We start from the raw sequence: 20,896 nt of genomic DNA, 5'->3' as shown, positions 1-20,896 counted from the left end.
GAAAACGCTCCGGGCGATCAGATGACGCCCTGGGCGCGCATGGCTTCGGCCACGCGGGTAAAGCCGGCAATGTTGGCGCCGAGCACGTAGTTGCCCTTGGCGCCGTATTCCTCGGCCGTCGCCGCGCAACGGTTGTGGATGCCTTCCATGATCTGGCCGAGACGCGCGCGCGCGGTCTCGAAACTCCAGCTGTCGCGGCTGGCGTTCTGCTGCATTTCCAGCGCCGAGGTGGCGACGCCGCCGGCATTGGCCGCCTTGCCGGGGCCGAAGAGCACGCCCGTCTCCTGGAAGGCGCGCACGGCGTCCGGGGTCGAGGGCATGTTGGCGCCCTCGGCGACGGCGATCACGCCGTTCTTGATCAGCGTGCGGGCATCCTTGCCGGACAGCTCGTTCTGCGTGGCGCAGGGCAGCGCGACGTCGCAGGGCACGTCCCAGATCGAGCCCTTGCCGGTCGGGATGAAATGCGAGCCCTTCTTGACGCGGGCATATTCCGACATGCGCTCGCGGCGCACTTCCTTGATGTCCTTGACGAGATCGAGGTCGATGCCCTCCTCGTCGACGATGTAGCCGCTGCTGTCCGAGCAGGCCACGACCTTGGCACCGTAGGCGATGGCCTGTTCCATGGCGTAGATCGCGACATTGCCCGAGCCGGAGACGGTGACGCGCTTGCCGGAGAAGTCGGTGCCCCTGGTGGAGAGCATGGCCTGGGTGAAGTAGACCGCGCCGTAGCCGGTCGCCTCCTTGCGCACCAGCGAGCCGCCGTAGCTGAGGCCCTTGCCGGTGAAGACGCCGGCTTCGAAGCGGTTGGTGAGGCGCTTGTACTGGCCGAACATCCAGCCGATCTCGCGGCCGCTGACGCCGATGTCGCCGGCCGGCACGTCCGTGTGCTCGCCGAGATGGCGGTGCAGCTCGGTCATGAAGGACTGGCAGAAGCGCATGATCTCGAGGTCGGACTTGCCCTTGGGGTCGAAGTCCGAGCCGCCCTTGCCGCCACCGATCGGCAGGCCCGTCAGCGCATTCTTGAATATCTGCTCGAAACCGAGGAACTTGATGATGCCGAGATTGACGGAGGGGTGGAAGCGAAGGCCGCCCTTATAGGGGCCGAGCGCCGAGTTGAACTGCACGCGGAAGCCGCGGTTGATCTGCACCTGGCCCTTGTCGTCGATCCACGGCACGCGGAAGATGATCTGGCGCTCCGGCTCGCAGATGCGCTCGATCAGCGCGTCCGTCAGGTAGCCGGGGTGCTTGGAGACGACCTGGCCGAGGCTTTCCAGCACTTCGCGCACAGCCTGGTGGAATTCCGGTTCCGCCGGGTTGCGCTGCAGCACCTGGGCAAGGATGGGTTCAAGCTTCTCGTCGACAGTCGCCATGGCGACACTCCTTTCGTCTCTCTCGGTCTTACATTTTCTGAATGGCGCCGCCGCTCTGCCGTGCGGCGGGATGACATCGTGCGGGCATTTTCAAATCCCCTGTCCGTGGCCGCCCATCAGGGCGGGCGAGCCGGTCTGGGAAAGGCTCTTTGCGAGCGTGGCCAGAAGATCGGTCTGGGAGATGATGCCGACGACGCGGCGCGCCTCGTCGATCACCACCACGGCGTGGATCATGCCGTCGGTGAGGCGCGGGATGAGGCCGATCGCGCGGTCCGAGGGACTTGCCGTCGCGGCCTCGGACACCGGCAGATGGGCGGAGGGCACTATTGCGGCGAGTTCGCGCAGCCCCACCGTGCCGACCAGACGGCCGCCGTCGAGCACCGGCAGCGTGCGGATATCGTGATCGAGGAGGAGCGTGCGCGCCTCGTCGGCGGTGGCCCCCGCCTCAACCGTCACCACGTCGCGGGACATGATGTCGGCGCAGGTGAGCTCGCCTCGCTGGCGAAGCAGCGCCTGCAGCTCGACCTGCCGCAGCAGGGTGTCGAGGTCGGCGCGGCTGATGTCGAGCGTTTCGTTGAGGTTGGCGACGGCGGCGTCGATATCCTCGGTGTTGAAGCCGACGCGGAAGGCGGCCGGCGGGTCGGCCGTCTTGTGCGTATTGACGGGGGCGACTGTCTGGCGGTGCGGATACTGCCGTCCTGAAAGGCGATGGAACACGATGCCGAGGGCGACCAGCATCATCGAATTGAGGGCGACCGGCACCAGCGGGAACCAGAAACCGGCCCGGGTGACCGCCGCCCCGCCGATGACCGCGGTGAGCGCCGCTGCGCCGCCCGGCGGATGCAGCGAGCGGGTGAGCGACATGGCGAGGATCGCGAGCGCCACGGCAAGGCCGATGGCGATGGCCGGATCCTTGACGAGCGTCAGCACCGTCACGCCGACGAAAGCGGAAATCGTGTTGCCGCCGACGATGGACCAGGGCTGGGCCAGCGGACTTGCCGGCACCGCGAAGAGCAGCACGGCCGAGGCGCCGACGGGCGCGACGATCAGCGGCAGGTGGACATCGTTGCCCATGAAATAACCGCAGACGAGGCCGGTGAGGCAAATGCCGATCAGGGCCCCGAGGCAGCCGATGAGGCGTTCCTTGAGCGTGGCGCCGGCGAGAATGGGACTGAACAGCCGGAATTTAGACAGAATGCCCGCTTTTCGGGCATCGTGTTGAGATTGGCCCACGATGATCCTGATGTCAGAAAGGCAGTTGATTATTTTCAAGGCTTATGTGCCGATCGCGCCCGTCACGCAAGGGCGCGAGGGGAAGATTCTGCTTTGCCGGAAAAGAAGCGGTGCGAGCCTGCCGCAGGGCAACAAAAAAGCCCGGCAAGGCCGGGCTTTTTGACATATTCCGGAAAATCCGGAACGGGAATTTGGTGCCCAGAAGAGGACTCGAACCTCCACACCCTTTCGAGTACCAGCACCTGAAGCTGGCGCGTCTACCAATTCCGCCATCTGGGCGACGGAGAGCCATGTAGAAGGCCCGCCCTCCGGTGTCAACAGGCTTTTTGAAGTTTTCGCAACAGCTTGGCGAAAAGCTTCGAAAAGCCGCTCAGCGGCTCATCGCCCATTCGCGGATGCGGGCGAGGCCGGCCTCCAGCAAGCGGACGGCGGCGGTCTCGTCGGCGGCCTCCACGTAGCAGCGCATTTCCGGCGCATTGCCGGAGGGGCGGAAATGGATGACGCTTGCATCCTCCAGCGTCACGCGCAGCCCGTCGATGTCGCTCACCTTCCGGGGTACGCCGATGGACGCCAGGAACGCAGCGAGCGGGGCGGCGCCCGACCGCAACTCCGCCATCAGCGCGGCGCTCGTCTCGACCGGAAAATTCTCCAGCCGGTCGCTCGCGGCGGCCGGCAGCGCAAAGCCCACGGCGATCTGCGAGAGCGGGCGCTCCTCGGCCGCCCTCAGCGCCAGCACGGCGAGGATCGGCATCAGGCTGTCGCGGGTCGGCAGCGGCGCGAGCGTTTCGCCGTTCACCGTGAAGGGCGTCGCCGTCAGCGTTCCGCCATTGGCCTCGAACCCCGCAACGGCTTTCCCGCCCGCGGCGACCGCCTCGTTCATCGCGGCGATCACATAGGGCGAGCCGACCTTCGTGCGCAGCACCCTGCCGCCGACCGCGGCCTCGATGCCGGAATTGGAGGTAACGGGGGTCGCCACGACGCTTGCGCCGAGGAAGCGGCTGGCGATGAGGCCAACGAGATCGCCGCGGATCGGCGCGCCGGTCTCGTCGGCGACGAGCGGCCGGTCGCCGTCACCGTCGGCTGAGACGATCGCATGCAGGCCATACTCCAGCGCCCACTGCTGCAGGAGCGCGACGGTCTCGGCGGAGACGGCCTCGGTATCCACCGGAACGAAGTTCTCCGACCGGCCGAGCGCGACGACATCCGCGCCGTAATGAGCGAGCACCGAGACGAAGAGATCGCGCGCCACGGTGGAATGCTGGTAGACGCCGACGCGAAGGCCGGAGAGGCTGCCCTCCGGCAGAAGCCTGCGGTTGCGTTCGCCATAGAGCGCCATGGCGGCCTCGTGGCGATCCTCCGCGCTTTCCTCAGCGGCGTCGAAGACCGTGCCTTCGGCGCGGATCGCCTCGGCGGCGGCAGTGATCGCCGCCTCGTCCGCCTTGTCGATCTCGCCGTCCGGCCGGTAGAACTTGATGCCGTTGCGGTCGGCGGGGATGTGCGAGCCGGTCACCATCAGGCAGGCGGCCCGGCCTTGAAGGCCGAGCAAAGCCAGCGCCGGCGTCGGCAGCACGCCGCAATCGCGCGGGGCAAGGCCCGCCTTGCGCAGCGCGGCGACGGCGATGGCGGAAATGGCGGGGCTGGAGGCGCGGAAATCGCGACCGACCAGTATCTCGTCGCCCGGCCGGGCAAGGCCCGCCGCCAGGAGATGGCGCGCGAAGGCCGTGGCGTAGAGCGCGCTCGCCGGCCCTTCCAGATCCACCGACAGGCCGCGCAGGCCACTGGTTCCGAATTTCAGGCTCATGCTGTCCTCACGCCTCTTGCGGATCGAAAATCCGGCGATACATCCCCTTCATGCGGGGCCGCGATCATGAATAAAACAAAATGCGTGAACGTAATACAAAACAGGGACGTGACCGGGAAATATCCCGCCAGAAACAGTGAGGATCACATGTCGAAGATTCGAAATCTCGTTTTCGGTTGCGCAATGGGCATCGCCTCCGCAATCGCGCCCATGGGGGCGGCCGAGGCCGCTCCGCTCGCCGTGCCGGCCATGAATGCACAGGCGCAGAACAACGTCACCGAGGCCCAGTTCTGCGTCGGCTATGGCTGCGGCTGGGAACGCCGCCCCTATTACCGGCGTCACCACTACCGGCCCTATTACGGCTATGAGCGGCGCTACTATCGCCCGCGCTACGAGCGCCCACGCTATTATGGCGGCGGGCGGAGCGCGCATGTGCGCTGGTGCCTCAACCGCTACCGCACCTATGACCCGGGCAGCAATCGCTACCATGCGGGCCGCGGCATCTACCGGGTGTGCTATTCGCCCTACCGGTAAGCCATGGGGCCGGATCGGCACCGATGAACGGCGGGCTCCGGCCCGCCGTTTTCGTTTCACGGATGGTCGCTGCCGGCGCGGTCGGTGTGCCCGAGATCGCGCTCCGGCTCGATGATGTCGCGCACGCGCTGCTTCAGCTCCTTCGGGCCGGGAAAGCCGCCGTCCCGCTTGCGCTCCCAGACGAGCGCCTCGCCGACACGAATCTCGAAATTACCGCCGGTGCCGGGAACGAGCGCCACTTCGCCGAGCGAATCGGAGAAGGTCGACAGCAGCTCCTGGGCCATCCAGCCGGCGCGGAGCAGCCAGTTGCACTGGGTGCAATACAATATGGAAACGCGCGGCTTCTGCCCGGACATGCCGATCTCCCTCTTCGATCCGCGCAGCATATAGCAGCAGGCCGCGCTTGGCACGCCGCGCGTGGCGGCCGCTCACGTAAATGTCACCTTAATTTATCAAGTTTTGTCGCGGGACATCTTGCCGCAGCCGGCTTCATCGCCGAGAGATGCCGCACTGCAACATTCCGACAGGAGCCTCCATGACCGAGCTTGCCACCAACCGTCCCCGCCTCATCGTTCCCGCGCTGGGCGGTCTCTATGCCGCCTTGCATGACGGCGCCGAAACGATCCTGCGCGTGGCCGCCGGCCTGCTTCTCGCCACCCACGGCTATGGCAAGATCCTCAACCCCTTCGGCGCGAGCGGCATGGTGGAGAGCCTCGGCTTCTATCCGGGCGCCTTCTGGTCGCCGCTGCTTTCGGCGACCGAGTTCTTCGGCGGCATCCTGATCGCAATCGGCCTCTTCACGCGTCCGGCCGCCTTCGCCGCGACGATCGTGCTGGCCGTCACCATCTATTTCCACGGCGTGGTGCAGGGCGAAGGCGTGATGGGCGCCGAGAAGTCGATCCTCTGGACGCTCATCCTGTTGTTCTTCGCAATCCGCGGCGCCAACGGCCATTCCGTCGACGCGAAGCTCGGCCGTCAGTTCTGATCGGCCTTACGGAACGGCTACGGCGTTTGCCGCAGCCGTTCCCGGACAAGCGCAAGCAGCGTCTCGCCGTCATAGGGCTTGCGGGCGACGGGAATGACCTCGAAGCCCTCCACACCGCCGGCATGCAGATCGCCGAGGCTGGTGAACAGCAGCGGCACGCGCGCCTCGACCAGCCGTTCGATGCGCCTTGCGGCCGGCGAAGCGTCGAGCGGCACATCGAACAGGCAGAGATCGACATCCGCCAGCGCCGCCGCGTCCCATTGGTCGACCTGCTCCGGCCGGAGCAGCGTGATACGGCAATCGAGTGCCGACTTGATCAGATACTCCGCATCGAGCGCGATCAGGAATTCGCGTTCGGCGATCAAGATGTGCGGCAGAGAAGGCTTCATGGCGCCCGCACTCCTATCCATGTGTCATCCATGTGGAACCGCAAAGCGAGCGGTTCGGGAGGGCGGACTGTGGGCCGGGGGGCAGAGGGTGTCATTTAAATAAGACATAGTGCCTGCGCGATGGAACAAGCGCGCGCGTGCCGCGTTTGCATGGCCAGTCCCGAGAGCGGAGGCACGATGGCGAGCGGAACGGCGGCCAACCAGAAAACCCGATGGCGCACGCCCTGCCAGCAGTGTCCCCTGCGCAGTCTTCCGGATTTCCGCGATTTTTCAGCGAAGGAGCTGGAGTTCGTCTCGCAGTTCAAGAGCGGGGAACTGTCCGCCGAGCGCGGCGCGACGATCCTCGTCGAGGGCATGCACAGCGCCCATCTCTTTACCGTGCTCTCCGGCTGGGCGTTCCGCTACAAGCTGCTGCCGGACGGGCGGCGGCAGATCATGAACTATGTGCTGCCCGGCGACCTCATCGGCCTCCAGGGCAGCCTGATGGGGGAGATGGACCACTCCGTCGAGGCGCTGACATCCGTGACGCTCTGTCTCTTCGAGCGCTCCAAGCTGGGACGGCTTTTCGAGCGCCATGCCTCGCTCGCCTACGATCTTACCTGGATCGCGGCGCAGGAGGAAAGCATCCTCGACGAGCACCTGCTCAGCGTCGGGCGGCGCACGGCGCTGGAGCGCACCGCCTATCTCATTTCCTTCCTGCACCAGCGCGCCCATCTATCCGGCATGAGCGGCGGCAAACGGGTCGTCCCGATCACCCAGCAGCACGTGGCCGATACGCTCGGCCTGTCGCTCGTCCATACGAACAAGACGTTGCGCAAGCTGGCGGACCGCAAGCTGATGCGCTGGCAGGATCGGGGCTGCGAAATTCTCGACCCCGAGGGGCTGCTGGCGCTGGCGGGCTGGGAAGGGCTGCAGCGCGGACCGCGGCCCTTCATCTGATGGCTAGGCTACATCCCAATGCAGCGGGAACATCGGGTCGAACACCGTCACCGGCCCCGCCCCGGTCTCGATCTTGGCCGGGAAGGCCACGGCCTCCTCGCGCCTGACGAGACGGATCGTCTCCTCGTTCGCCGGCAGGCCGTACCAGGCCGGGCCGTTCAGCGAGGCGAAGGCTTCAAGCTTGTCGAGCGCGCCGTCCTGCTCGAAGACATGGGCAAGGCAGCTCATCGTATTGATCGACGTGTAGACGCCGGCGCAGCCGCAGGCGCACTCCTTCAGCGGATCGACATGCGGCGCGCTGTCCGTGCCGAGGAAGAAGCGGCTGTCGCCGGAAGTGGCGGCGGCGCGCAGCGCCAGCCGGTGCTCCTCGCGCTTGGCGACGGGCAGGCAGTAGTAATGCGGCTTGATACCGCCGACGAGGATGGCGTTGCGGTTGATGATCAGGTGATGGGTGGTGATCGAGCCGGCGAGATTGTCCTTCGCCGCCTTGATATAGTCGACGCCGTTCTTCGTCGTCACATGCTCCATGGTCACGCGCAGCTCGGGCAGGCGCTTGCGCAGCGGGTCCAGCACCGTCTCGATGAACACCGCCTCGCGGTCGAAGATGTCGACCTCGGGCGTCGTGACCTCGCCATGCACGCAGAGCGTCAGGCCGATCTTCGCCATGCGCTCCAGCACCGGCATCGCCTTGTCCATGTCGCGCACGCCGCCATGGGAATTGGTCGTCGCGCCGGCGGGGTACAGCTTCACCGCGCGGATGAGGCCGCTCCTGTAGCCGGCCTCGACGTCGTCGGGATTGGTGTGCTCTGTGAGATAGAGCGTCATCAGCGGCTCGAAGCGATCGCCCTTCGGCACGGCGGCGAGGATGCGGTCGCGGTAGGCCGTGGCGTCGGCGGTGGTGACGACCGGGGGCACCAGGTTCGGCATGATGATGGCGCGGGCAAAGTGGCGGCTGGTATCGCCGATCACGCCTTCGAGCATGGCGCCGTCGCGCAGGTGCAGGTGCCAGTCGTCAGGCCGGCGGATGGTGATTTCGGTGGTCATCGGCGTGTCTCCAGTCTCTGGAGTTGCGATAGCACCCGAAGGGACGACCGACAATTCCTCAAAAAAGGTCGATATGGAGATCGGCGGGGCGGGAATTCTCCAGGATGCGTTTTCCGTTCGGCAGGTCGTTGCCGTAGAGCTTCCAGCCGATCTGGTCCTCGGGCAGCGCGTAACCCAGCCAGCGCTGGCGCAGCCGCTCCTCCAGCACCGCATAGGGCGGGCCGACGAAAATGGTGAAGTCAAAGACGCCGTCCAGCCTGTCCCACGGCGCATCCTTGAAAAGCAGGTAGTTGCCTTCGGCGAGGATGAAGCGCGTTTCCCGCGGGATGGCGCGGGCGGCATTGATGGCGATCTCGCGCGAGCGGTCGAAGACCGGCACCAGCACCTCGCCCTCCGCCCGTTTCAGGGCGTGGACGATATCGATGAAGCCTCGGGCATCGAAGCTCTCGGGCACGCCCTTGCGCGGCAGCAGGCCCCGTGCGGCGAGAATTCCGTTATCCATGTGGAAGCCGTCCATCGGCAGGATCTCGGCGCTCTCGCCCTTCGCGACAAGGCCCTCCCGGAGGGCTTCCGCCAGGGTCGACTTGCCGGCCGCGGGCGGGCCGGCGAGGCCGACGAGGAAGCGGCGCGCGTCTCCCGCGCGCCGCAGGACTGCATCCACGATCGTGGCAGGCGAAATCATGCTGCAACGGCCTCCGGGACCTTCGCCCCCGTCATGAAGGCGACGGCGTCGGACATGGTGTAGTCCTTGGGGTTGATGACGGTCAATCGACGGCCGAGGCGGTGGATATGGATACGGTCCGCCACCTCGAAGACATGCGGCATGTTGTGCGAGATGAGCACGATGGGAATGCCGCGCCGGCGCACGTCGAGGATGAGTTCCAGCACGCGCCGGCTCTCCTTGACGCCGAGCGCCGCCGTCGGCTCGTCGAGGATGATCACTTTCGAACCGAAGGCCGCCGCGCGGGCCACGGCCACGCCCTGGCGCTGGCCGCCCGAGAGCGTTTCCACCGCCTGGTTGATGTTCTGGATCGTCATCAGGCCGAGCTCGGACAGCTTGTCGCGGGCGAACTTCTCCATCGCGCTGCGGTCGAGCTTGCGGAAGACGCTGCCCATGACGCCCGGCGAGCGGATCTCGCGGCCGAGGAACATGTTGTCGGCGATCGAGAGCGCCGGCGAGAGCGCGAGGTTCTGGTAGACGGTCTCGATGCCGGCCTTGCGCGCCTCGATGGGCGAGCGGAAGGTGACGGGCTTGCCTTCGAGCCTGATCTCGCCCTCATCCGGCGTGATGGCGCCGGAAATGGCCTTGATCATCGAGGACTTGCCCGCGCCGTTGTCGCCGATCACGGCGAGGATCTCGCCGGGATAGAGGTCGAAATCGGCATTGTCGAGGGCGGTGACGCGGCCGTAGCGCTTGACCAGACCGCGTGCGGTGAGAATGGGTTCGAGAGCCATCAGCCTGCTACCTTTCTGATCCACTGGTCGATTGCGACTGCCGAGATGATGAGGACGCCGATCAGGAGATAGGTCCATTGCGGGTCCGTGCCGATGAGGCGAAGACCGAGCGAGAAGACGCCGACGATGAGCGCCCCGAAGATCATGCCGAGGATGGAGCCGCGCCCGCCGAAGAGCGAGAGGCCGCCGATCACCACGGCAGTGATGGATTCGATATTGGCGAACTGGCCGGCGGTGGGCGAGACCGAGCCGATGCGGCCGATGAGCGCCCAGCCGGCGAGCGCGCAGATGAGGCCGGACAGCGTATAGACCGAGACCAGCATGCGCTTGACGTTGACGCCGGCCAGTTCCGCCGCGTCGGGATCGTCGCCGACCGCATAGACATGGCGGCCCCAGGCGGTGTGGTTCAGGACGTACCAGAGGACAGCGACGAGCAGCACCATGGCAATGACGCCATAGGTGAAGACCGCGCTGCCGAACTTGAGGTTGTTGCCGAAGAACTGAAGAAGCGGGGCCTGCGTGGCGATGTCCTGCGAGCGGATCGTCTCGTTGGCCGAATAGAGGAAGTTGGAGGCGAGGATGATCTGCCACATGCCGAGCGTGACGATGAAGGGCGGCAGCTTCATGCGGGCGACGAGCAGGCCGTTGATATAGCCGCAGAGCGCGCCGCAGGCGAGGCCACAGGCGACCGCCACCACCGGCGGCAGGCCGTAGCGAAAGGTGAACTGGCCCACGACCACGGAGGAGAGCACCATGATCGCGCCGACCGAAAGGTCGATGCCCGCGGTCAGGATCACCAGCGTCTGCGCCGCGCCGACGATGCCGACGATCGCCACCTGCTGGAGGATCAGCGTCAGCGTGAAGGCGGAGAAGAACTTGCCGCCGAGAACGGCGCCGAACACCGCCACCGAGAGCACCAGCACGATCAGCGGCACCGCCGATGGGCTGCCGTGCAGGAAATGCTGGAACTTCTGGATGGCCGTCTTGTCGTTCGTGTCGAAGGAGGCCACCTGCGTCGAACTGCCGGTGAGCACCTTCTCGAATTCCTGTGATGGCTGCGAGGACTGTACGCCCTGCGAGGCCGCCGTCGTTTCACTCATGATCCTGTTCCTCCCTTCCGTGTGCCGACCGTCGCGGCATTGCCGGATGAAATGATGCACGGACGCATTGCGCGCACCTGCCGCCTGGAAGCGGTCCTCCCCTGCGAACGCGGCCTTGCCGCCATTCGCCCTGAAAGGGTGCCCACGTCTTTTCGCGATTGTCAAAAGAAGGGTGCGCTCGGGGCCGCTCGCCCGGAAATCACCACCCGATCCGTCCGTGGCGGATGGCCGGCCCGGTCATGCCGGGCCGGCGCCGGGGCTTAGCCCCAGCACTTGTCCTTGCCGGCCTTGGTGTCGATGGAATCGACGCCCTCTGCCGGCTTGTCGGTGACGAGCGCGACGCCCGTGTCGAAGAAGTCCTTGCCTTCGGTGGCCTTCGGCTTCTCGCCCGTGTCGGCGAACTTCTTGATCGCCTCGATGCCGAGGGCGGCCATCATCAGCGGATATTGCTGCGAGGTCGCGCCGATGACGCCGTCCGCGACGTTCTGCACGCCCGGGCAACCGCCGTCGACGGAGACGATCAGCACGTCCTTCTCGCGGCCGACGGCCTTCAGCGCCTCATAGGCACCGGCGGCGGCCGGCTCGTTGATCGTGTGCACGACGTTGATCGTCGGATCCTTCTGCAGGAGGTTTTCCATGGCGGTGCGGCCGCCTTCCTCGTTGCCGTTGGTCACGTCATGGCCGACGATGCGCGGATCGTCCTCGTCGCCGATCTTGTTGATGTCCTTCACGTCGATGCCGAAGCCCTTCATGAAGCCCTGGTCGCGCAGGACGTCGACCGACGGCTGGGAGGGCGTCAGGTCGAGGAAGGCGACCTTGGCGTCCTTGGCGGCATCGCCGAGCGTGGCGGCGGCCCATTTGCCGATCAGCTCGCCGGCGAGCAGGTTGTCGGTGGCGAAGGTCATGTCTGCGGCGTCGAGCGGCTCGAGCGGGGTGTCGAGGGCGATGACCAGCATGCCGGCGTCACGCGCCTTCTGCACGGAGGGAACGATGCCCTTGGTATCGGATGCGGTGATCAGGATGCCCTTCGCGCCGTCGGCGATGCAGGTCTCGATGGCCGCGACCTGGCTTTCCGAGTCGCCGTCGATCTTGCCGGCATAGGCCTTCAGCGTGACGCCGAGTTCCTTGGCCTTGGCTTCGGCGCCTTCCTTCATCTTAACGAAGAAGGGGTTGGTATCGGTCTTGGTGATCAGGCAGGCGCTGACATCGGCGGCGGAAGCCGGCGAAGAAAAGGCCACGCCGAGCGCAAGCGCGCCGAGAGCGGCGGAAACGATGGTCTTCTTCATGTAATCCTCCCAAGGACGGAACGGGATGCGCCCCTCTCCTGGGGGCATCCGGTCGCAGGAGCCGGCGGTTCCTCCACCGGCCAACCGTGCTTCCGATGGTGATGAGACCACCAAAAGAAATGCCTGTCAATAAATAAATCGAATTGAATTATTAATTCGATGTGGCATGCTGCGGGCAAAGAAGGGGTGGAAGCCCTGGCTGCATCGTTTCCGGTGGAAGAGCGGAGCGTCAGCCGGTAAGAGGACCGGGATCGGCGCATGGCGCCAACCGGCACGGGAGGAGACGATGAGAAAGCACGCTGCGACGGCGCCCGCCGCGCCGGCCGAAATCCTCGATCCGAGCGGCGGCGCCAACCAGGTGCGCGTGCGCGCCTATAACGAGCGGCTCGTCATGTCGCTGGTGCGCCGGCACGGCAGCCTTTCCAAGGCCGAGATCGCCCGGCGCAGCGGCCTTTCCGCCCAGACCGTCACCGTCATCATGCGCGCGCTGGAGGCCGAAGGGCTGCTGGTGCGCGGCGCGCCGATGCGCGGCAAGGTGGGCCAGCCCTCGGTGCCCATGCTGCTCAACCCGGATGCCGTCTATTCCTTCGGGCTGAAGATCGGCCGCCGCAGCGCCGACCTCGTGATGATGGATTTCGTCGGCGGCATCCGCCGGCAGGTGCGCCGCACCTACCCCTATCCCATGCCCGGCCCGCTGCTCTCCTTCGTCGAGGAGGGGCTTGCCGAGCTGGAGGCCGCAATCACACCGAACGAGCGCGCCCGCATAGCCGGCCTCGGCGTCGCCGCGCCCTTCGAGCTGTGGAGCTGGGCCAGCGAGGTCGGCGCGCCGCAGGCCGACATGGACCAGTGGCGCGGCGTCGACCTCGGGGCGGAGATCGCCCGGCGCGTGCCCTATCCGGTCATGCTGCAGAACGACGCGACGAGCGCCTGCGCGGCCGAGCTCGTCTTCGGCCGCGGCCCGCAATATCCCGATTTCCTCTATCTCTTCATCGGCTCCTTCATCGGCGGCGGCGTGGTGCTGAACTCGGCGCTCTTCACCGGCCGCACCGGCACGGCGGGCGCCATCGGCCCGCTTCCCGTACAGGGCCGCGACGGCGAGACGGTGCAGCTTCTCAAGATCGCCTCGATCTACCGTCTCGAAAACCTGCTGCGCCAGCACGGCATCGACCCCACGCCGCTCTGGTACTCGCCGGACGGCTGGATCGACTTCGGCGCGCCGCTCGACATCTGGATCGATGACATGGCGGCGGCGCTCGCCCAGGCGGTCGTCGCATCGGCCTCGGTTATCGACTTTTCCGCCGTCATCATCGACGGCGGCTTTCCCGAATGGGTGCGCGAGCGCGTCGTCGCCGAGACCAAGGCTGCGATCGACCGGCTCGACCTTCAGGGTGTCACCCTGCCCGAGATCGCCGAGGGCGCCGTCGGCAGCAGCGCCCGCTCGATCGGCGGGGCCAGCCTGCCGCTCTTTTCCCGCTATCTTCCCGACCAGAACGTTCTCTTCAAGGAGCTTGCCTGATGCTGAAAGGCCTCGATCCCATCCTGAGCCCCGACCTGCTCGCCACGCTGCGCGCCATGGGCCACGGCGACGAGATCGCCATCGTCGACGGCAACTATCCGGGCGTCGAGCATGCACGCCGGCTGGTGCGCCTCGACGGCGTGGCGCTGATTCCCGCGCTCGATGCCATGCTCTCGGTCCTGCCCATCGACGATTTCGTCGAGGAGGCGATCTTCCGCTCCACTTATCGCCAGGAACGCGACCGGCTGGAGCCCGTACACCGCGAGATCATCGACTGCTGCGCGCGGCACGAGCCGGACCGCGCCGTGGTGCCGCTGGTCGGCGCCGACTTCTACAACCGCGTGCGCGCCGCCCACACCATCGTCCAGACGAGCGAGCCGCGGCTTTATGCCAACGTCATCCTGCGCAAGGGCGTGATCTATCCGTGATACCGTCTTGCTCTCCCCTTGAACGAAGCGGTGCGACGTGATTGTCTCGCGCGACATCGAAAGGGAGTTCGGCATGCGGGTTCTGGTGGTGGAGAACGACAGGGTGACGCTGCTCGGGCAGATCGGCGCGGCGCTCGACGAGGCGGGCGCGGAACTCGACATCTGCCGGCCCCATGCCGGCGATCCGTTGCCGGCGGACGAAAGCGGCCATGACGCCATCGTCGTGATGGGCGGACCGCAAAACGCGCTGGACGACGAAAGCCACGCCTATCTCCCGGCGCTTGCCGCCCTGATGCGCCGCTTCGGCGAGGCGGACAAGTCGGTGCTCGGCGTCTGCCTCGGCAGCCAGCTGCTGGCGCGGGCCTATGGCGCGGCGAACCATATCGGCACCGCGCCGGAATTCGGCTGGTGCACCATCGCGCTCACCCCTGAGGGCGCGGACGATCCCGTGCTTTCCGCCGCCGCCGGCGCCTTCCCGATCTTCCAGTGGCACAGCGACACCTTCTCCCTGCCGGAGGGCGCGGTGCGGCTCGCCACCAACGACGCCGCGCAGAACCAGGCCTTTCGCCTCGGCCGCGCCGTCTACGGCACGCAGTTCCATTTCGAGGCGAATCGCGACGTGGTCGAGGAATGGGTGCGGATCTTCCCGGACCATATTGCCGGCCTTGCGCCCGGCTGGCTGGAGCGGCGCGCCGCGCTCGCCGCCGAGAGCGGCCCGGTTGCCGAAGCCACCGGCCTTGCGCTTGCCCGCGCCTGGGTCGCCACGATCACGGCCGCCGAGGCCCGCCGCGTGGCATAGCATCCGCGAAGCGCCGCGCCGCCGCGCCCAGCACATCCGGCGCAAAGCCCGAAAAGCCGATCACGAGGCCCTGCCGCGGCGGGCGGGTGACGGCCATGGCGGAAAGGGCGCGGGCGCCGAGCCCGGCGCGCCGGGCGATCTCGACCGCCGCAAGGTCCCCGAGCGCTTCCGGCAGGCCGGCGACGAGATGGAGGCCCTGATCGGGCACGTCCACCGAAAGGTTTCCCGCTGAAAGCAATCCCGCGACCAGCGCATCGCGCGCCGCCTGCGCCCGGCGCCGGGCGCGGCGCAGATGCGCGGCGAAATGGCCTTCGCGAATGAGGTCGGTCAGCGCCGCCTCGGCGAGCGTCGGCGGGCTGCGGTCGCTGCGGCTGCGCAGGGCCATTACAGTCTCCAGCAGCGGATCGGGAATGACGGCATAGCCGAGGCGGAGCCCCGGGAAGAGCACCTTGGAGAAGGTGCCGAGATAGATCACCCGGCCACTGTCATCCATGCCCTGCATGGCGGCGAGCGGCGGGCCGGCGAAGCGGAACTCGCTGTCGTAGTCGTCCTCGACGATCCAGCCGCCCGTCGCCCGCGCCCAGTCGACGAGGGCGAGGCGGCGGCGCATGCTCATGGTCACGCCGAGCGGAAACTGGTGCGAGGGCGTCACGTAGGCCGCGCGGGCGCCGGCCACCGCGCCGGCGATATCGGCCCCCTCCGCATCGACGGCAAGGCCCGAAAGATGAAGGCCGTTGCCGGCGAAGGCGGCGCGGGCGCTCGGATAGCAGGGATCCTCGACCATCACGCGGTCGCCCGGGGAAAGGGCGCTGCGAATGACGAGGTCAAGACCCTGCTGCGTGCCCGTCGTGACGATGATCGAGCGGGCCTCGCAGCGGACGCCGCGCGCCTGCCGGAGATAGGCGGCAATCGCCTCGCGCAGCGCAAGCCCGCCGCGCGGATCGCCATATTGGAAATGTTCCGGCCCCGGCCGCGCCAGATGGCGCGAAAGCAGGGTGCGAAAGATGTTCAGCGTGCGCGCATCCGCCATGGCGACGCCCAGCGTGCCGGGAAGCGGCATCTTCGGCTCGACGACCTCCGCCTCCGGGAGCATGGCGGGCTTCATGCTGGGCACGCGGTCGGCGACGAAGGTGCCGGCCCCTGTGCGGGCGACGGCATAGCCCTCCGCGATCAGCATCTCGAAGGCCGCGACGACGCTGCCGCGCGACGTCTTCAGGCGCTGCGCGAGATCGCGCGACGGCGGCAGCTTGCTGCCGGGCGGAATGTCGCCCGCCTCGATCAGCCGGCGCAGCTCGCGGTAGAGCGCGGGCGTGCGCCGCCCCGCCGCCGGCAGGACGGGAACGAGTGACGACCAGTCCGGAATATTGGTCTGAATTCTTTGCCTTGAATTGGTACTTTTTCGATCCAATGCCATGATGCACCCTGGCCTTCCATTCCCTGAAAGGCAAGAGCCGCATGAGCGTCGAGACCGAAACCGCCACCTATCCCGTCACCCCGCGCAACCGCGTCAAGCGCATGCACGAGCGCGCCAGCTATGACCGCGAGGCCGTGCACGCCGTTCTCGACGCGGCCATGCTCTGTCATGTCGCCTATGTCATCGACGGGCAGCCTTATGCCACGCCGACGCTCTTCTGGCGCAAGGGCGACACGCTTTACTGGCACGGCTCTTCGGCAAGCCGCATGCTGCGGCATCTGAAGGCCGGCACGCCCGCCTGCCTCACCGTCGCGCATCTCGACGGGCTGGTCCTCGCCCGTTCGGGCTTCAACCATTCGGCCAACTACCGCTCCGCCATGTGCTTCGGCACCGCGCGGCTGGTGGAGGACCCGGAGGAGAAGAACGAGGCGATGCGCGACGTCATCGACCGGTTCTATCCGCAGCGCAGCGCGCTGCTGCGTCCCATCACGCCGCAGGAGGCGAAGGCGACGACGATCATCGCCATGCCGATAGACGAGGCGGTCGCCAAGGTGCGGGCGAAGGGGGTTGGCGACGACGACGAGGATTTCGCCCTTCCGATCTGGGCCGGCGTCATCCCCGTCACCAGCGTGCTCGGCGCCGTCGAGCCCTGCCACCGGCTGGTGCCGGGCGTCGACAGGCCGGAAACGCTCTCCCTCTTCCCCGAGGGCGGCCGGCTGGACGATTCGCTTCTGACCGGCCAGCGCCTTTACGACGGCGGCTGAACCACCCGATCCTCGCGACGGACCTCCGGCCCTGCCGGGGTCAGTCCTTGCCATTTTCAGGCGCAGCGGGTAGACAGATCCGGCGCGGGACGGCCCGCGCCTTTGTTCGTTCCGGGGACGGCCCCTTTTCTCGCAGTCGAGACGAGGATGGCCCGTTGAACCCCGCTCACCCTTTTTCCCTGAAAACCCGTCTCGCGCCTCCCCGCGCCGCATGCCGACTTTGCGGGTCGCGGCCCGGCGGATCCGCGTGTACACTCATGTCTTTGCGAGGATAGATCATGGCCGGCCCTATTCAGCAATTCGAGATCAAGCCGCTCATTCCCCTCGAAATCGGCGGGGTGGACCTCAGCTTCACCAATGCCTCCGCCTATATGGTGCTGACGGTGGCGACGGCGACGGGCTTCCTGCTGCTGGCGACCCGGCGGGGCAGCCTGGTTCCCGGCCGCTGGCAGATGAGCGCCGAACTCGTCTACGATTTCATCGCCAGGACGCTGCGCTCCAATGCGGGCGAGCAGGGCATGCGCTTCTTCCCGCTGGTCTTCTCGCTCTTCACGTTCATCCTCGTCGCGAATCTCATCGGCATGTTTCCCTATGCCTTCACCGTGACGAGCCAGCTCATCGTCACCTTCGCGCTCGCCATCACGGTCTTTACGACCGTCACGCTCTACGGCCTCTTCCGGCATGGCGCGGGGTTCCTCCGCCTCTTCGTACCGTCCGGCGTTCCGCTGGTCCTGACGCCGATCATCGTGCCGATCGAGGTGATGTCCTATTTCTCGCGGCCCGTCAGCCACTCCGTCCGTCTCTTCGCCGTCATGCTCGCCGGCCATATCACGCTGAAGGTCTTTGCCGGCTTCGTCGCCTCGATGACGGGGCTGGGAACGCTCGGCGTGCTGGGCGCCATCCTGCCCTTCGCCATGACGGTGGCGCTGACGGCGCTGGAAATCCTGATGGCCGTCATCCAGGCCTATGTCTTCGCCATGCTGACCTGCATGTATCTCAACGACGCGCTGCATCCGAGCCACTGACAACCCGCCCTGTGCCGAAAATACACAGGGCCGCGCCGTCACCGTTCACGCAATCGAAAGGGGCGTGCGGTAAAGGGAGGATGGATCACAACGGGGCCATCCCATGCAGATAGCCGGCATCATGAACACGGCCCTCCGGGGCATGGCGGGCGAGACGGCGCGCCTCGACCGGGCGGCGCAGACGATCGCGGAAGCACCGGCCGGGGCCGATGACCCGGCAGAGAGCATGCTGGACATGATCTCCGCCGGGATCGGCTTTCGTGCGAATGCCGCCGTCTTCGAGACGGGCGCGGACCTCTGGCAGGTCCTCGCCACGATCAAGCGCGACTGATCCTCTATCGGTTCGCCATCGAGGCCATGCGCTGCGGATAGCGCCCGCCGGCGACCCGCGCCGGTGACAGCAGCTCGCCGAGCCGCGCGGCCTCCTCCTTCGTCAGCGCGACATCGGCGGCGGCGACGTTCTGCTCGAGATGCGGCACCTTGCTGGCCCCGGGGATCGGCACGATGAAATCGCCCTGCGCCAGCACCCAGGCAAGCGCGAGCTGAGCGGGCGCCACGCCCTTTTCCTTCGCCATCTCCTCCAGGAGCGCCACCAGCGCCAGATTGGCATCGAAGTTTTCCGCCTCGAAGCGCGGCAGCGAACGGCGGAAATCGTCGGCGGAAAGGCCGTCGAGCTTCTTCAGCGCGCCGGTGAGCACGCCCCGGCCGAGCGGGCTGAAGGGCACGAAGCCGATGCCGAGCTCCCGGCAGGTTTCCAGAACGCCGTTCTCCTCCGGATCGCGGGTCCACAGCGAATATTCGCTCTGCACGGCGGATATCGGGTGCACGCCATGGGCCCGGCGGATCGTCTCCGCGCCGGCTTCCGACAGGCCGAGCGCCTTCACCTTGCCCGCGCGCACCAGCTCCGCCATCGCGCCCACCGTCTCCTCGATCGGCACGGCCGGGTCAACGCGATGCTGGTAGTAGAGGTCGATGACCTCGACGCCGAGCCGCTTCAGCGACGCCTCGGCGACGGCCCGGACATTTTCCGGCCGGCTGTCCGTGCCCGTGATCATGTCGGCGGAAGGCTTCGTGTCGTCGATGCGGAAGCCGAATTTCGTGGCGATCACCACCTTGTCGCGCACCGGCTTCAGCGCCTTGCCGACGAGGATCTCGTTCCGGTAGGGGCCATAGACCTCGGCCGTATCGAAGAGGGTGACGCCGAGATCGACGGCGCGATGCAGCGTCCTGATCGCCGCCGTCTCGTCGCTCGAAGGGCCGTAGGCGTGGCTCATGCCCATGCAGCCAAGGCCGAGGGCGGAGACGTCGAGGGTGCCGAGTTTTCTGTGTTTCATGACAGGATCCTTTTGCTTGCGACCGGGAGGCGGTCCATGCGCCGGGCGGCGGCTCACCCGCCCTCATCCGGCGAAACGCAATCTACGGCGCGCCGCTTCATCTGAAAATTGCTGCAAAAGCCAACGGCTTGTTCTATCTGTTGGAACAATGAACCGCACCCAGCTCTCGCAACTCGCCGTGCTCGCCATCGTCGCCGAGACGCGCTCCTTCCGCAAGGCCGCCGCCGAGCTCGGCATCGCGCCCTCGGCCGTCAGCCATGCCGTCTCGGCGCTGGAAGCGAGCCTCGGCGTGCGGCTCCTCGCCCGCACCACCCGCTCCGTTTCGCCGACGGAGGAGGGCCGCATGCTGCTCGATACGCTGGCGCCGGCCCTGTCCGACATCGGCAATGTCATGGAGGCGCTCGCCGACCGGCAGGGCCGGCCCGCCGGGCCGCTGCGCGTCACCATGCCCCTCATCGCCGCGGAGGACATCGTCATGCCCCGGCTCGGAGCCTTCCTTCTCGCCTATCCCGATATCGAGCTGGAGCTGCGGACCGACGACCGCTTCGAAGATATCGTCGAGAAGGGCTTCGATGCCGGCCTCCGGCTCGGCGAGCACCTGGAGGCGGACATGGTCGCCGTGCGGGCGAGCGGGCCGTGGCGCGGCCTCGTGGTCGGCGCGCCCGCCTATTTCGAAACGCACCCGAAGCCGCTCCAGCCGCGCGACCTCATGCAGCATCGCTGCATCCGTAGGCGCTTTTCGAGCGGGCGCATTTATCGCTGGGAGCTGGAGAAGGACGGGCGGCAGGTGACGGTCGACGTTACCGGTCCCCTCATCGTCTCGGACCAGCGGCTGATGCGGGCGGCGGCGATGGACGGCGCGGGCCTTGCCTATGTCTTCGACCAACGCGTTGCCGAGGACATCGCGGCCGGACGCCTCGTCGCGGTGCTGGAGGACTGGTGCCCCGCCTTCGACGGCTTTTCGATCTACTATCCGACGCGCCGGCAGATGCGCCCGGCGCTGCGCGCCTTCGTCGATTTCTTCCGCTATCGCGGTCAGGTCTGAAGACGGTAGCGGATGTGCCCGTCGGTCTCGACATAGCTGTCGTAGAGCTTCCTCGCCCGGTCGTTGTCGTGGCTGGTGTGCCAGTAGATGCCGCGCCAGCCATGCCGCTTGGAAATGGCGATCAGGTCGTCGATCAGCGCGCGGCCGACACCCCTGCCGCGGACCGTGTCATCGACGAAGAGGTCTTCGAGATAGCCCTCCGGCGCGATGTCCCAGGTGGAATCATGGTAGTGGTGGATGGCGAAGCCCACGACCTTGCCGTCCTCTTCCGCGACGCGCATCGAGACGCGCGAGCCGGGATCGAGCACGCGCGCCCAGGTGAAGGCCGTCACCTCCTCCGGTACCTCGGTTCTGTAGAAGGCGAGATAGCCGGCCCAAAGCTTTCTCCAGGCCGCCTCGTCGCCTTCGGCCGCATCGCGGAGGATGAGCGCCATA

The 20,896-nt window shown here is 67.1% G+C and carries 24 protein-coding genes and 1 tRNA gene; 11 read left to right on the top strand and 14 right to left on the bottom strand.

Going from position 1 to position 20,896, the window contains the following annotated elements; genetic code table 11:
* Positions 1-17 precede the first annotated feature (17 nt).
* Both gdhA and DSD28_RS15375 read right to left on the bottom strand, forming a co-directional pair.
* Complete coding sequence (gdhA, locus tag DSD28_RS15380) at positions 18-1,370, bottom strand: NADP-specific glutamate dehydrogenase (protein WP_119257299.1); 1,353 nt, start codon at positions 1,368-1,370, stop codon at positions 18-20.
* A gap of 90 nt (positions 1,371-1,460) precedes the next feature.
* Complete coding sequence (locus DSD28_RS15375; protein WP_245424849.1) at positions 1,461-2,603, bottom strand: HPP family protein; 1,143 nt, start codon at positions 2,601-2,603, stop codon at positions 1,461-1,463.
* A gap of 1 nt (position 2,604) precedes the next feature.
* On the opposite strand from DSD28_RS15375, the gene DSD28_RS25945 reads away from it, so the two are divergent.
* Entirely contained in the window at positions 2,605-2,766 is a 162-nt protein-coding gene (locus tag DSD28_RS25945) for a hypothetical protein (RefSeq protein WP_162911416.1), read from the top strand.
* A 29-nt stretch (positions 2,767-2,795) separates the two neighbouring features.
* Here DSD28_RS25945 and DSD28_RS15370 read toward each other — a convergent pair.
* Both DSD28_RS15370 and DSD28_RS15365 read right to left on the bottom strand, forming a co-directional pair.
* Positions 2,796-2,882: transfer RNA gene (locus tag DSD28_RS15370), tRNA-Leu, on the bottom strand.
* Positions 2,883-2,973: 91 nt separating this feature from the next.
* Complete coding sequence (locus DSD28_RS15365; protein ID WP_119257298.1) at positions 2,974-4,404, bottom strand: phosphomannomutase; 1,431 nt, start codon at positions 4,402-4,404, stop codon at positions 2,974-2,976.
* A gap of 147 nt (positions 4,405-4,551) precedes the next feature.
* Between DSD28_RS15365 and DSD28_RS15360 the strand changes: the two genes are divergently transcribed.
* Positions 4,552-4,938 (top strand): BA14K family protein, encoded by a 387-nt coding sequence (locus tag DSD28_RS15360; protein WP_119257297.1) that lies wholly within the window; start codon positions 4,552-4,554, stop codon positions 4,936-4,938.
* A 56-nt stretch (positions 4,939-4,994) separates the two neighbouring features.
* On the opposite strand, the gene DSD28_RS15355 is transcribed toward DSD28_RS15360, so the two are convergent.
* Positions 4,995-5,294, bottom strand: a complete 300-nt coding sequence (locus DSD28_RS15355) for a SelT/SelW/SelH family protein (RefSeq protein WP_119257296.1) — start codon at positions 5,292-5,294, stop codon at positions 4,995-4,997.
* 179 nt (positions 5,295-5,473) lie between these two features.
* On the opposite strand from DSD28_RS15355, the gene DSD28_RS15350 reads away from it, so the two are divergent.
* The gene (locus tag DSD28_RS15350) at positions 5,474-5,923 is read left to right on the top strand and encodes a DoxX family protein (RefSeq protein WP_119257295.1); all 450 of its coding nucleotides are present in this window, start codon (positions 5,474-5,476) and stop codon (positions 5,921-5,923) included.
* A 17-nt stretch (positions 5,924-5,940) separates the two neighbouring features.
* On the opposite strand, the gene DSD28_RS15345 is transcribed toward DSD28_RS15350, so the two are convergent.
* Complete coding sequence (locus tag DSD28_RS15345) at positions 5,941-6,312, bottom strand: hypothetical protein (protein WP_119257294.1); 372 nt, start codon at positions 6,310-6,312, stop codon at positions 5,941-5,943.
* Between the two features lie 177 nt (positions 6,313-6,489).
* On the opposite strand from DSD28_RS15345, the gene DSD28_RS15340 reads away from it, so the two are divergent.
* Positions 6,490-7,251: a Crp/Fnr family transcriptional regulator gene (locus DSD28_RS15340; RefSeq protein WP_119257293.1), complete on the top strand. Its 762-nt coding sequence runs from the start codon at positions 6,490-6,492 to the stop codon at positions 7,249-7,251.
* 3 nt (positions 7,252-7,254) lie between these two features.
* Here DSD28_RS15340 and pyrC read toward each other — a convergent pair whose 3' ends face one another.
* The 5 genes from pyrC to DSD28_RS15315 form a co-directional block, all read right to left on the bottom strand.
* Positions 7,255-8,295 carry a dihydroorotase gene (gene pyrC / locus DSD28_RS15335; protein ID WP_119257292.1) on the bottom strand — a complete coding sequence of 347 codons (1,041 nt, stop codon included), beginning with the start codon at positions 8,293-8,295 and terminating at the stop codon, positions 7,255-7,257.
* Positions 8,296-8,353: 58 nt separating this feature from the next.
* Positions 8,354-8,977: a nucleoside triphosphate hydrolase gene (locus DSD28_RS15330; RefSeq protein ID WP_119257291.1), complete on the bottom strand. Its 624-nt coding sequence runs from the start codon at positions 8,975-8,977 to the stop codon at positions 8,354-8,356.
* On the bottom strand, positions 8,974-9,750 hold the full coding sequence (locus DSD28_RS15325) for an ATP-binding cassette domain-containing protein (RefSeq protein WP_119257290.1): 777 nt from the start codon (positions 9,748-9,750) through the stop codon (positions 8,974-8,976). The genes DSD28_RS15330 and DSD28_RS15325 overlap by 4 nt, the downstream gene beginning before the upstream one ends.
* A complete protein-coding gene (locus DSD28_RS15320) occupies positions 9,750-10,850 on the bottom strand; it encodes an ABC transporter permease (RefSeq protein ID WP_119257289.1) in 1,101 nt (366 codons plus the stop codon). The genes DSD28_RS15325 and DSD28_RS15320 overlap by 1 nt, the downstream gene beginning before the upstream one ends.
* A gap of 260 nt (positions 10,851-11,110) precedes the next feature.
* A complete protein-coding gene (locus DSD28_RS15315) occupies positions 11,111-12,136 on the bottom strand; it encodes a sugar ABC transporter substrate-binding protein (protein WP_119257288.1) in 1,026 nt (341 codons plus the stop codon).
* A 286-nt stretch (positions 12,137-12,422) separates the two neighbouring features.
* On the opposite strand from DSD28_RS15315, the gene DSD28_RS15310 reads away from it, so the two are divergent.
* The 3 genes from DSD28_RS15310 to DSD28_RS15300 all read left to right on the top strand — a co-directional run bounded on the left by DSD28_RS15310 (position 12,423) and on the right by DSD28_RS15300 (position 14,879).
* Positions 12,423-13,652 carry an ROK family transcriptional regulator gene (locus DSD28_RS15310; RefSeq protein ID WP_119257287.1) on the top strand — a complete coding sequence of 410 codons (1,230 nt, stop codon included), beginning with the start codon at positions 12,423-12,425 and terminating at the stop codon, positions 13,650-13,652.
* The gene (locus tag DSD28_RS15305; RefSeq protein WP_119257286.1) at positions 13,652-14,080 is read left to right on the top strand and encodes an RbsD/FucU family protein; all 429 of its coding nucleotides are present in this window, start codon (positions 13,652-13,654) and stop codon (positions 14,078-14,080) included. The genes DSD28_RS15310 and DSD28_RS15305 overlap by 1 nt, the downstream gene beginning before the upstream one ends.
* 73 nt (positions 14,081-14,153) lie before the next feature.
* Positions 14,154-14,879: a type 1 glutamine amidotransferase gene (locus DSD28_RS15300; protein ID WP_119257491.1), complete on the top strand. Its 726-nt coding sequence runs from the start codon at positions 14,154-14,156 to the stop codon at positions 14,877-14,879.
* On the opposite strand, the gene DSD28_RS15295 is transcribed toward DSD28_RS15300, so the two are convergent.
* Positions 14,848-16,293 (bottom strand): PLP-dependent aminotransferase family protein, encoded by a 1,446-nt coding sequence (locus DSD28_RS15295; RefSeq protein WP_119257285.1) that lies wholly within the window; start codon positions 16,291-16,293, stop codon positions 14,848-14,850. The genes DSD28_RS15300 and DSD28_RS15295 overlap by 32 nt on opposite strands.
* Positions 16,294-16,334: 41 nt before the next feature.
* Between DSD28_RS15295 and DSD28_RS15290 the strand changes: the two genes are divergently transcribed.
* The 3 genes from DSD28_RS15290 (at position 16,335) to DSD28_RS15280 (ending at position 18,413) form a co-directional block, all read left to right on the top strand.
* Complete coding sequence (locus tag DSD28_RS15290) at positions 16,335-17,057, top strand: pyridoxamine 5'-phosphate oxidase family protein (RefSeq protein WP_119257284.1); 723 nt, start codon at positions 16,335-16,337, stop codon at positions 17,055-17,057.
* A gap of 278 nt (positions 17,058-17,335) precedes the next feature.
* Positions 17,336-18,082 carry a F0F1 ATP synthase subunit A gene (locus DSD28_RS15285; protein WP_119257283.1) on the top strand — a complete coding sequence of 249 codons (747 nt, stop codon included), beginning with the start codon at positions 17,336-17,338 and terminating at the stop codon, positions 18,080-18,082.
* 121 nt (positions 18,083-18,203) lie between these two features.
* Positions 18,204-18,413, top strand: a complete 210-nt coding sequence (locus DSD28_RS15280; protein WP_245424848.1) for a hypothetical protein — start codon at positions 18,204-18,206, stop codon at positions 18,411-18,413.
* A 4-nt stretch (positions 18,414-18,417) separates the two neighbouring features.
* Here the strand turns inward: DSD28_RS15280 and DSD28_RS15275 are convergent, their stop codons facing one another.
* Entirely contained in the window at positions 18,418-19,416 is a 999-nt protein-coding gene (locus DSD28_RS15275) for an aldo/keto reductase (RefSeq protein WP_119257281.1), read from the bottom strand.
* Between the two features lie 148 nt (positions 19,417-19,564).
* Here DSD28_RS15275 and DSD28_RS15270 point away from each other — a divergent pair, with 148 nt between their 5' ends.
* Positions 19,565-20,461: a LysR family transcriptional regulator gene (locus DSD28_RS15270; RefSeq protein ID WP_119257280.1), complete on the top strand. Its 897-nt coding sequence runs from the start codon at positions 19,565-19,567 to the stop codon at positions 20,459-20,461.
* On the opposite strand, the gene DSD28_RS15265 is transcribed toward DSD28_RS15270, so the two are convergent.
* Positions 20,452-20,895 carry a GNAT family N-acetyltransferase gene (locus DSD28_RS15265; protein WP_119257279.1) on the bottom strand — a complete coding sequence of 148 codons (444 nt, stop codon included), beginning with the start codon at positions 20,893-20,895 and terminating at the stop codon, positions 20,452-20,454. The genes DSD28_RS15270 and DSD28_RS15265 overlap by 10 nt on opposite strands.
* Position 20,896 lies beyond the last annotated feature (1 nt).

The organism is Shinella zoogloeoides, assembly GCF_003574625.1.
Lineage (GTDB): Bacteria > Pseudomonadota > Alphaproteobacteria > Rhizobiales > Rhizobiaceae > Shinella > Shinella zoogloeoides_A.
This window is presented reverse-complemented; position numbering and strand designations above follow the sequence as displayed.

Excerpts from the sequence above, each read along its gene's own strand:
- DSD28_RS15345 (WP_119257294.1), bottom strand. The coding sequence starts at position 6,312 with ATGAAGCCTTCTCTGCCGCACATCTTGATCGCCGAACGCGAATTCCTG.
- DSD28_RS15265 (WP_119257279.1), bottom strand. The coding sequence starts at position 20,895 with ATGGCGCTCATCCTCCGCGATGCGGCCGAAGGCGACGAGGCGGCCTGG.
- DSD28_RS15310 (WP_119257287.1), top strand. The coding sequence starts at position 12,423 with ATGAGAAAGCACGCTGCGACGGCGCCCGCCGCGCCGGCCGAAATCCTC.
- DSD28_RS15325 (WP_119257290.1), bottom strand. The coding sequence starts at position 9,750 with ATGGCTCTCGAACCCATTCTCACCGCACGCGGTCTGGTCAAGCGCTAC.
- pyrC (WP_119257292.1), bottom strand. The coding sequence starts at position 8,295 with ATGACCACCGAAATCACCATCCGCCGGCCTGACGACTGGCACCTGCAC.
- DSD28_RS15355 (WP_119257296.1), bottom strand. The coding sequence starts at position 5,294 with ATGTCCGGGCAGAAGCCGCGCGTTTCCATATTGTATTGCACCCAGTGC.
- DSD28_RS15300 (WP_119257491.1), top strand. The coding sequence starts at position 14,154 with ATGCGGGTTCTGGTGGTGGAGAACGACAGGGTGACGCTGCTCGGGCAG.
- DSD28_RS15365 (WP_119257298.1), bottom strand. The coding sequence starts at position 4,404 with ATGAGCCTGAAATTCGGAACCAGTGGCCTGCGCGGCCTGTCGGTGGAT.
- DSD28_RS15285 (WP_119257283.1), top strand. The coding sequence starts at position 17,336 with ATGGCCGGCCCTATTCAGCAATTCGAGATCAAGCCGCTCATTCCCCTC.
- DSD28_RS15320 (WP_119257289.1), bottom strand. The coding sequence starts at position 10,850 with ATGAGTGAAACGACGGCGGCCTCGCAGGGCGTACAGTCCTCGCAGCCA.
- DSD28_RS15360 (WP_119257297.1), top strand. The coding sequence starts at position 4,552 with ATGTCGAAGATTCGAAATCTCGTTTTCGGTTGCGCAATGGGCATCGCC.
- DSD28_RS25945 (WP_162911416.1), top strand. The coding sequence starts at position 2,605 with ATGATCCTGATGTCAGAAAGGCAGTTGATTATTTTCAAGGCTTATGTG.
- gdhA (WP_119257299.1), bottom strand. The coding sequence starts at position 1,370 with ATGGCGACTGTCGACGAGAAGCTTGAACCCATCCTTGCCCAGGTGCTG.
- DSD28_RS15330 (WP_119257291.1), bottom strand. The coding sequence starts at position 8,977 with ATGATTTCGCCTGCCACGATCGTGGATGCAGTCCTGCGGCGCGCGGGA.
- DSD28_RS15270 (WP_119257280.1), top strand. The coding sequence starts at position 19,565 with ATGAACCGCACCCAGCTCTCGCAACTCGCCGTGCTCGCCATCGTCGCC.
- DSD28_RS15295 (WP_119257285.1), bottom strand. The coding sequence starts at position 16,293 with ATGGCATTGGATCGAAAAAGTACCAATTCAAGGCAAAGAATTCAGACC.
- DSD28_RS15280 (WP_245424848.1), top strand. The coding sequence starts at position 18,204 with ATGAACACGGCCCTCCGGGGCATGGCGGGCGAGACGGCGCGCCTCGAC.
- DSD28_RS15290 (WP_119257284.1), top strand. The coding sequence starts at position 16,335 with ATGAGCGTCGAGACCGAAACCGCCACCTATCCCGTCACCCCGCGCAAC.
- DSD28_RS15350 (WP_119257295.1), top strand. The coding sequence starts at position 5,474 with ATGACCGAGCTTGCCACCAACCGTCCCCGCCTCATCGTTCCCGCGCTG.
- DSD28_RS15305 (WP_119257286.1), top strand. The coding sequence starts at position 13,652 with ATGCTGAAAGGCCTCGATCCCATCCTGAGCCCCGACCTGCTCGCCACG.
- DSD28_RS15340 (WP_119257293.1), top strand. The coding sequence starts at position 6,490 with ATGGCGAGCGGAACGGCGGCCAACCAGAAAACCCGATGGCGCACGCCC.
- DSD28_RS15275 (WP_119257281.1), bottom strand. The coding sequence starts at position 19,416 with ATGAAACACAGAAAACTCGGCACCCTCGACGTCTCCGCCCTCGGCCTT.
- DSD28_RS15315 (WP_119257288.1), bottom strand. The coding sequence starts at position 12,136 with ATGAAGAAGACCATCGTTTCCGCCGCTCTCGGCGCGCTTGCGCTCGGC.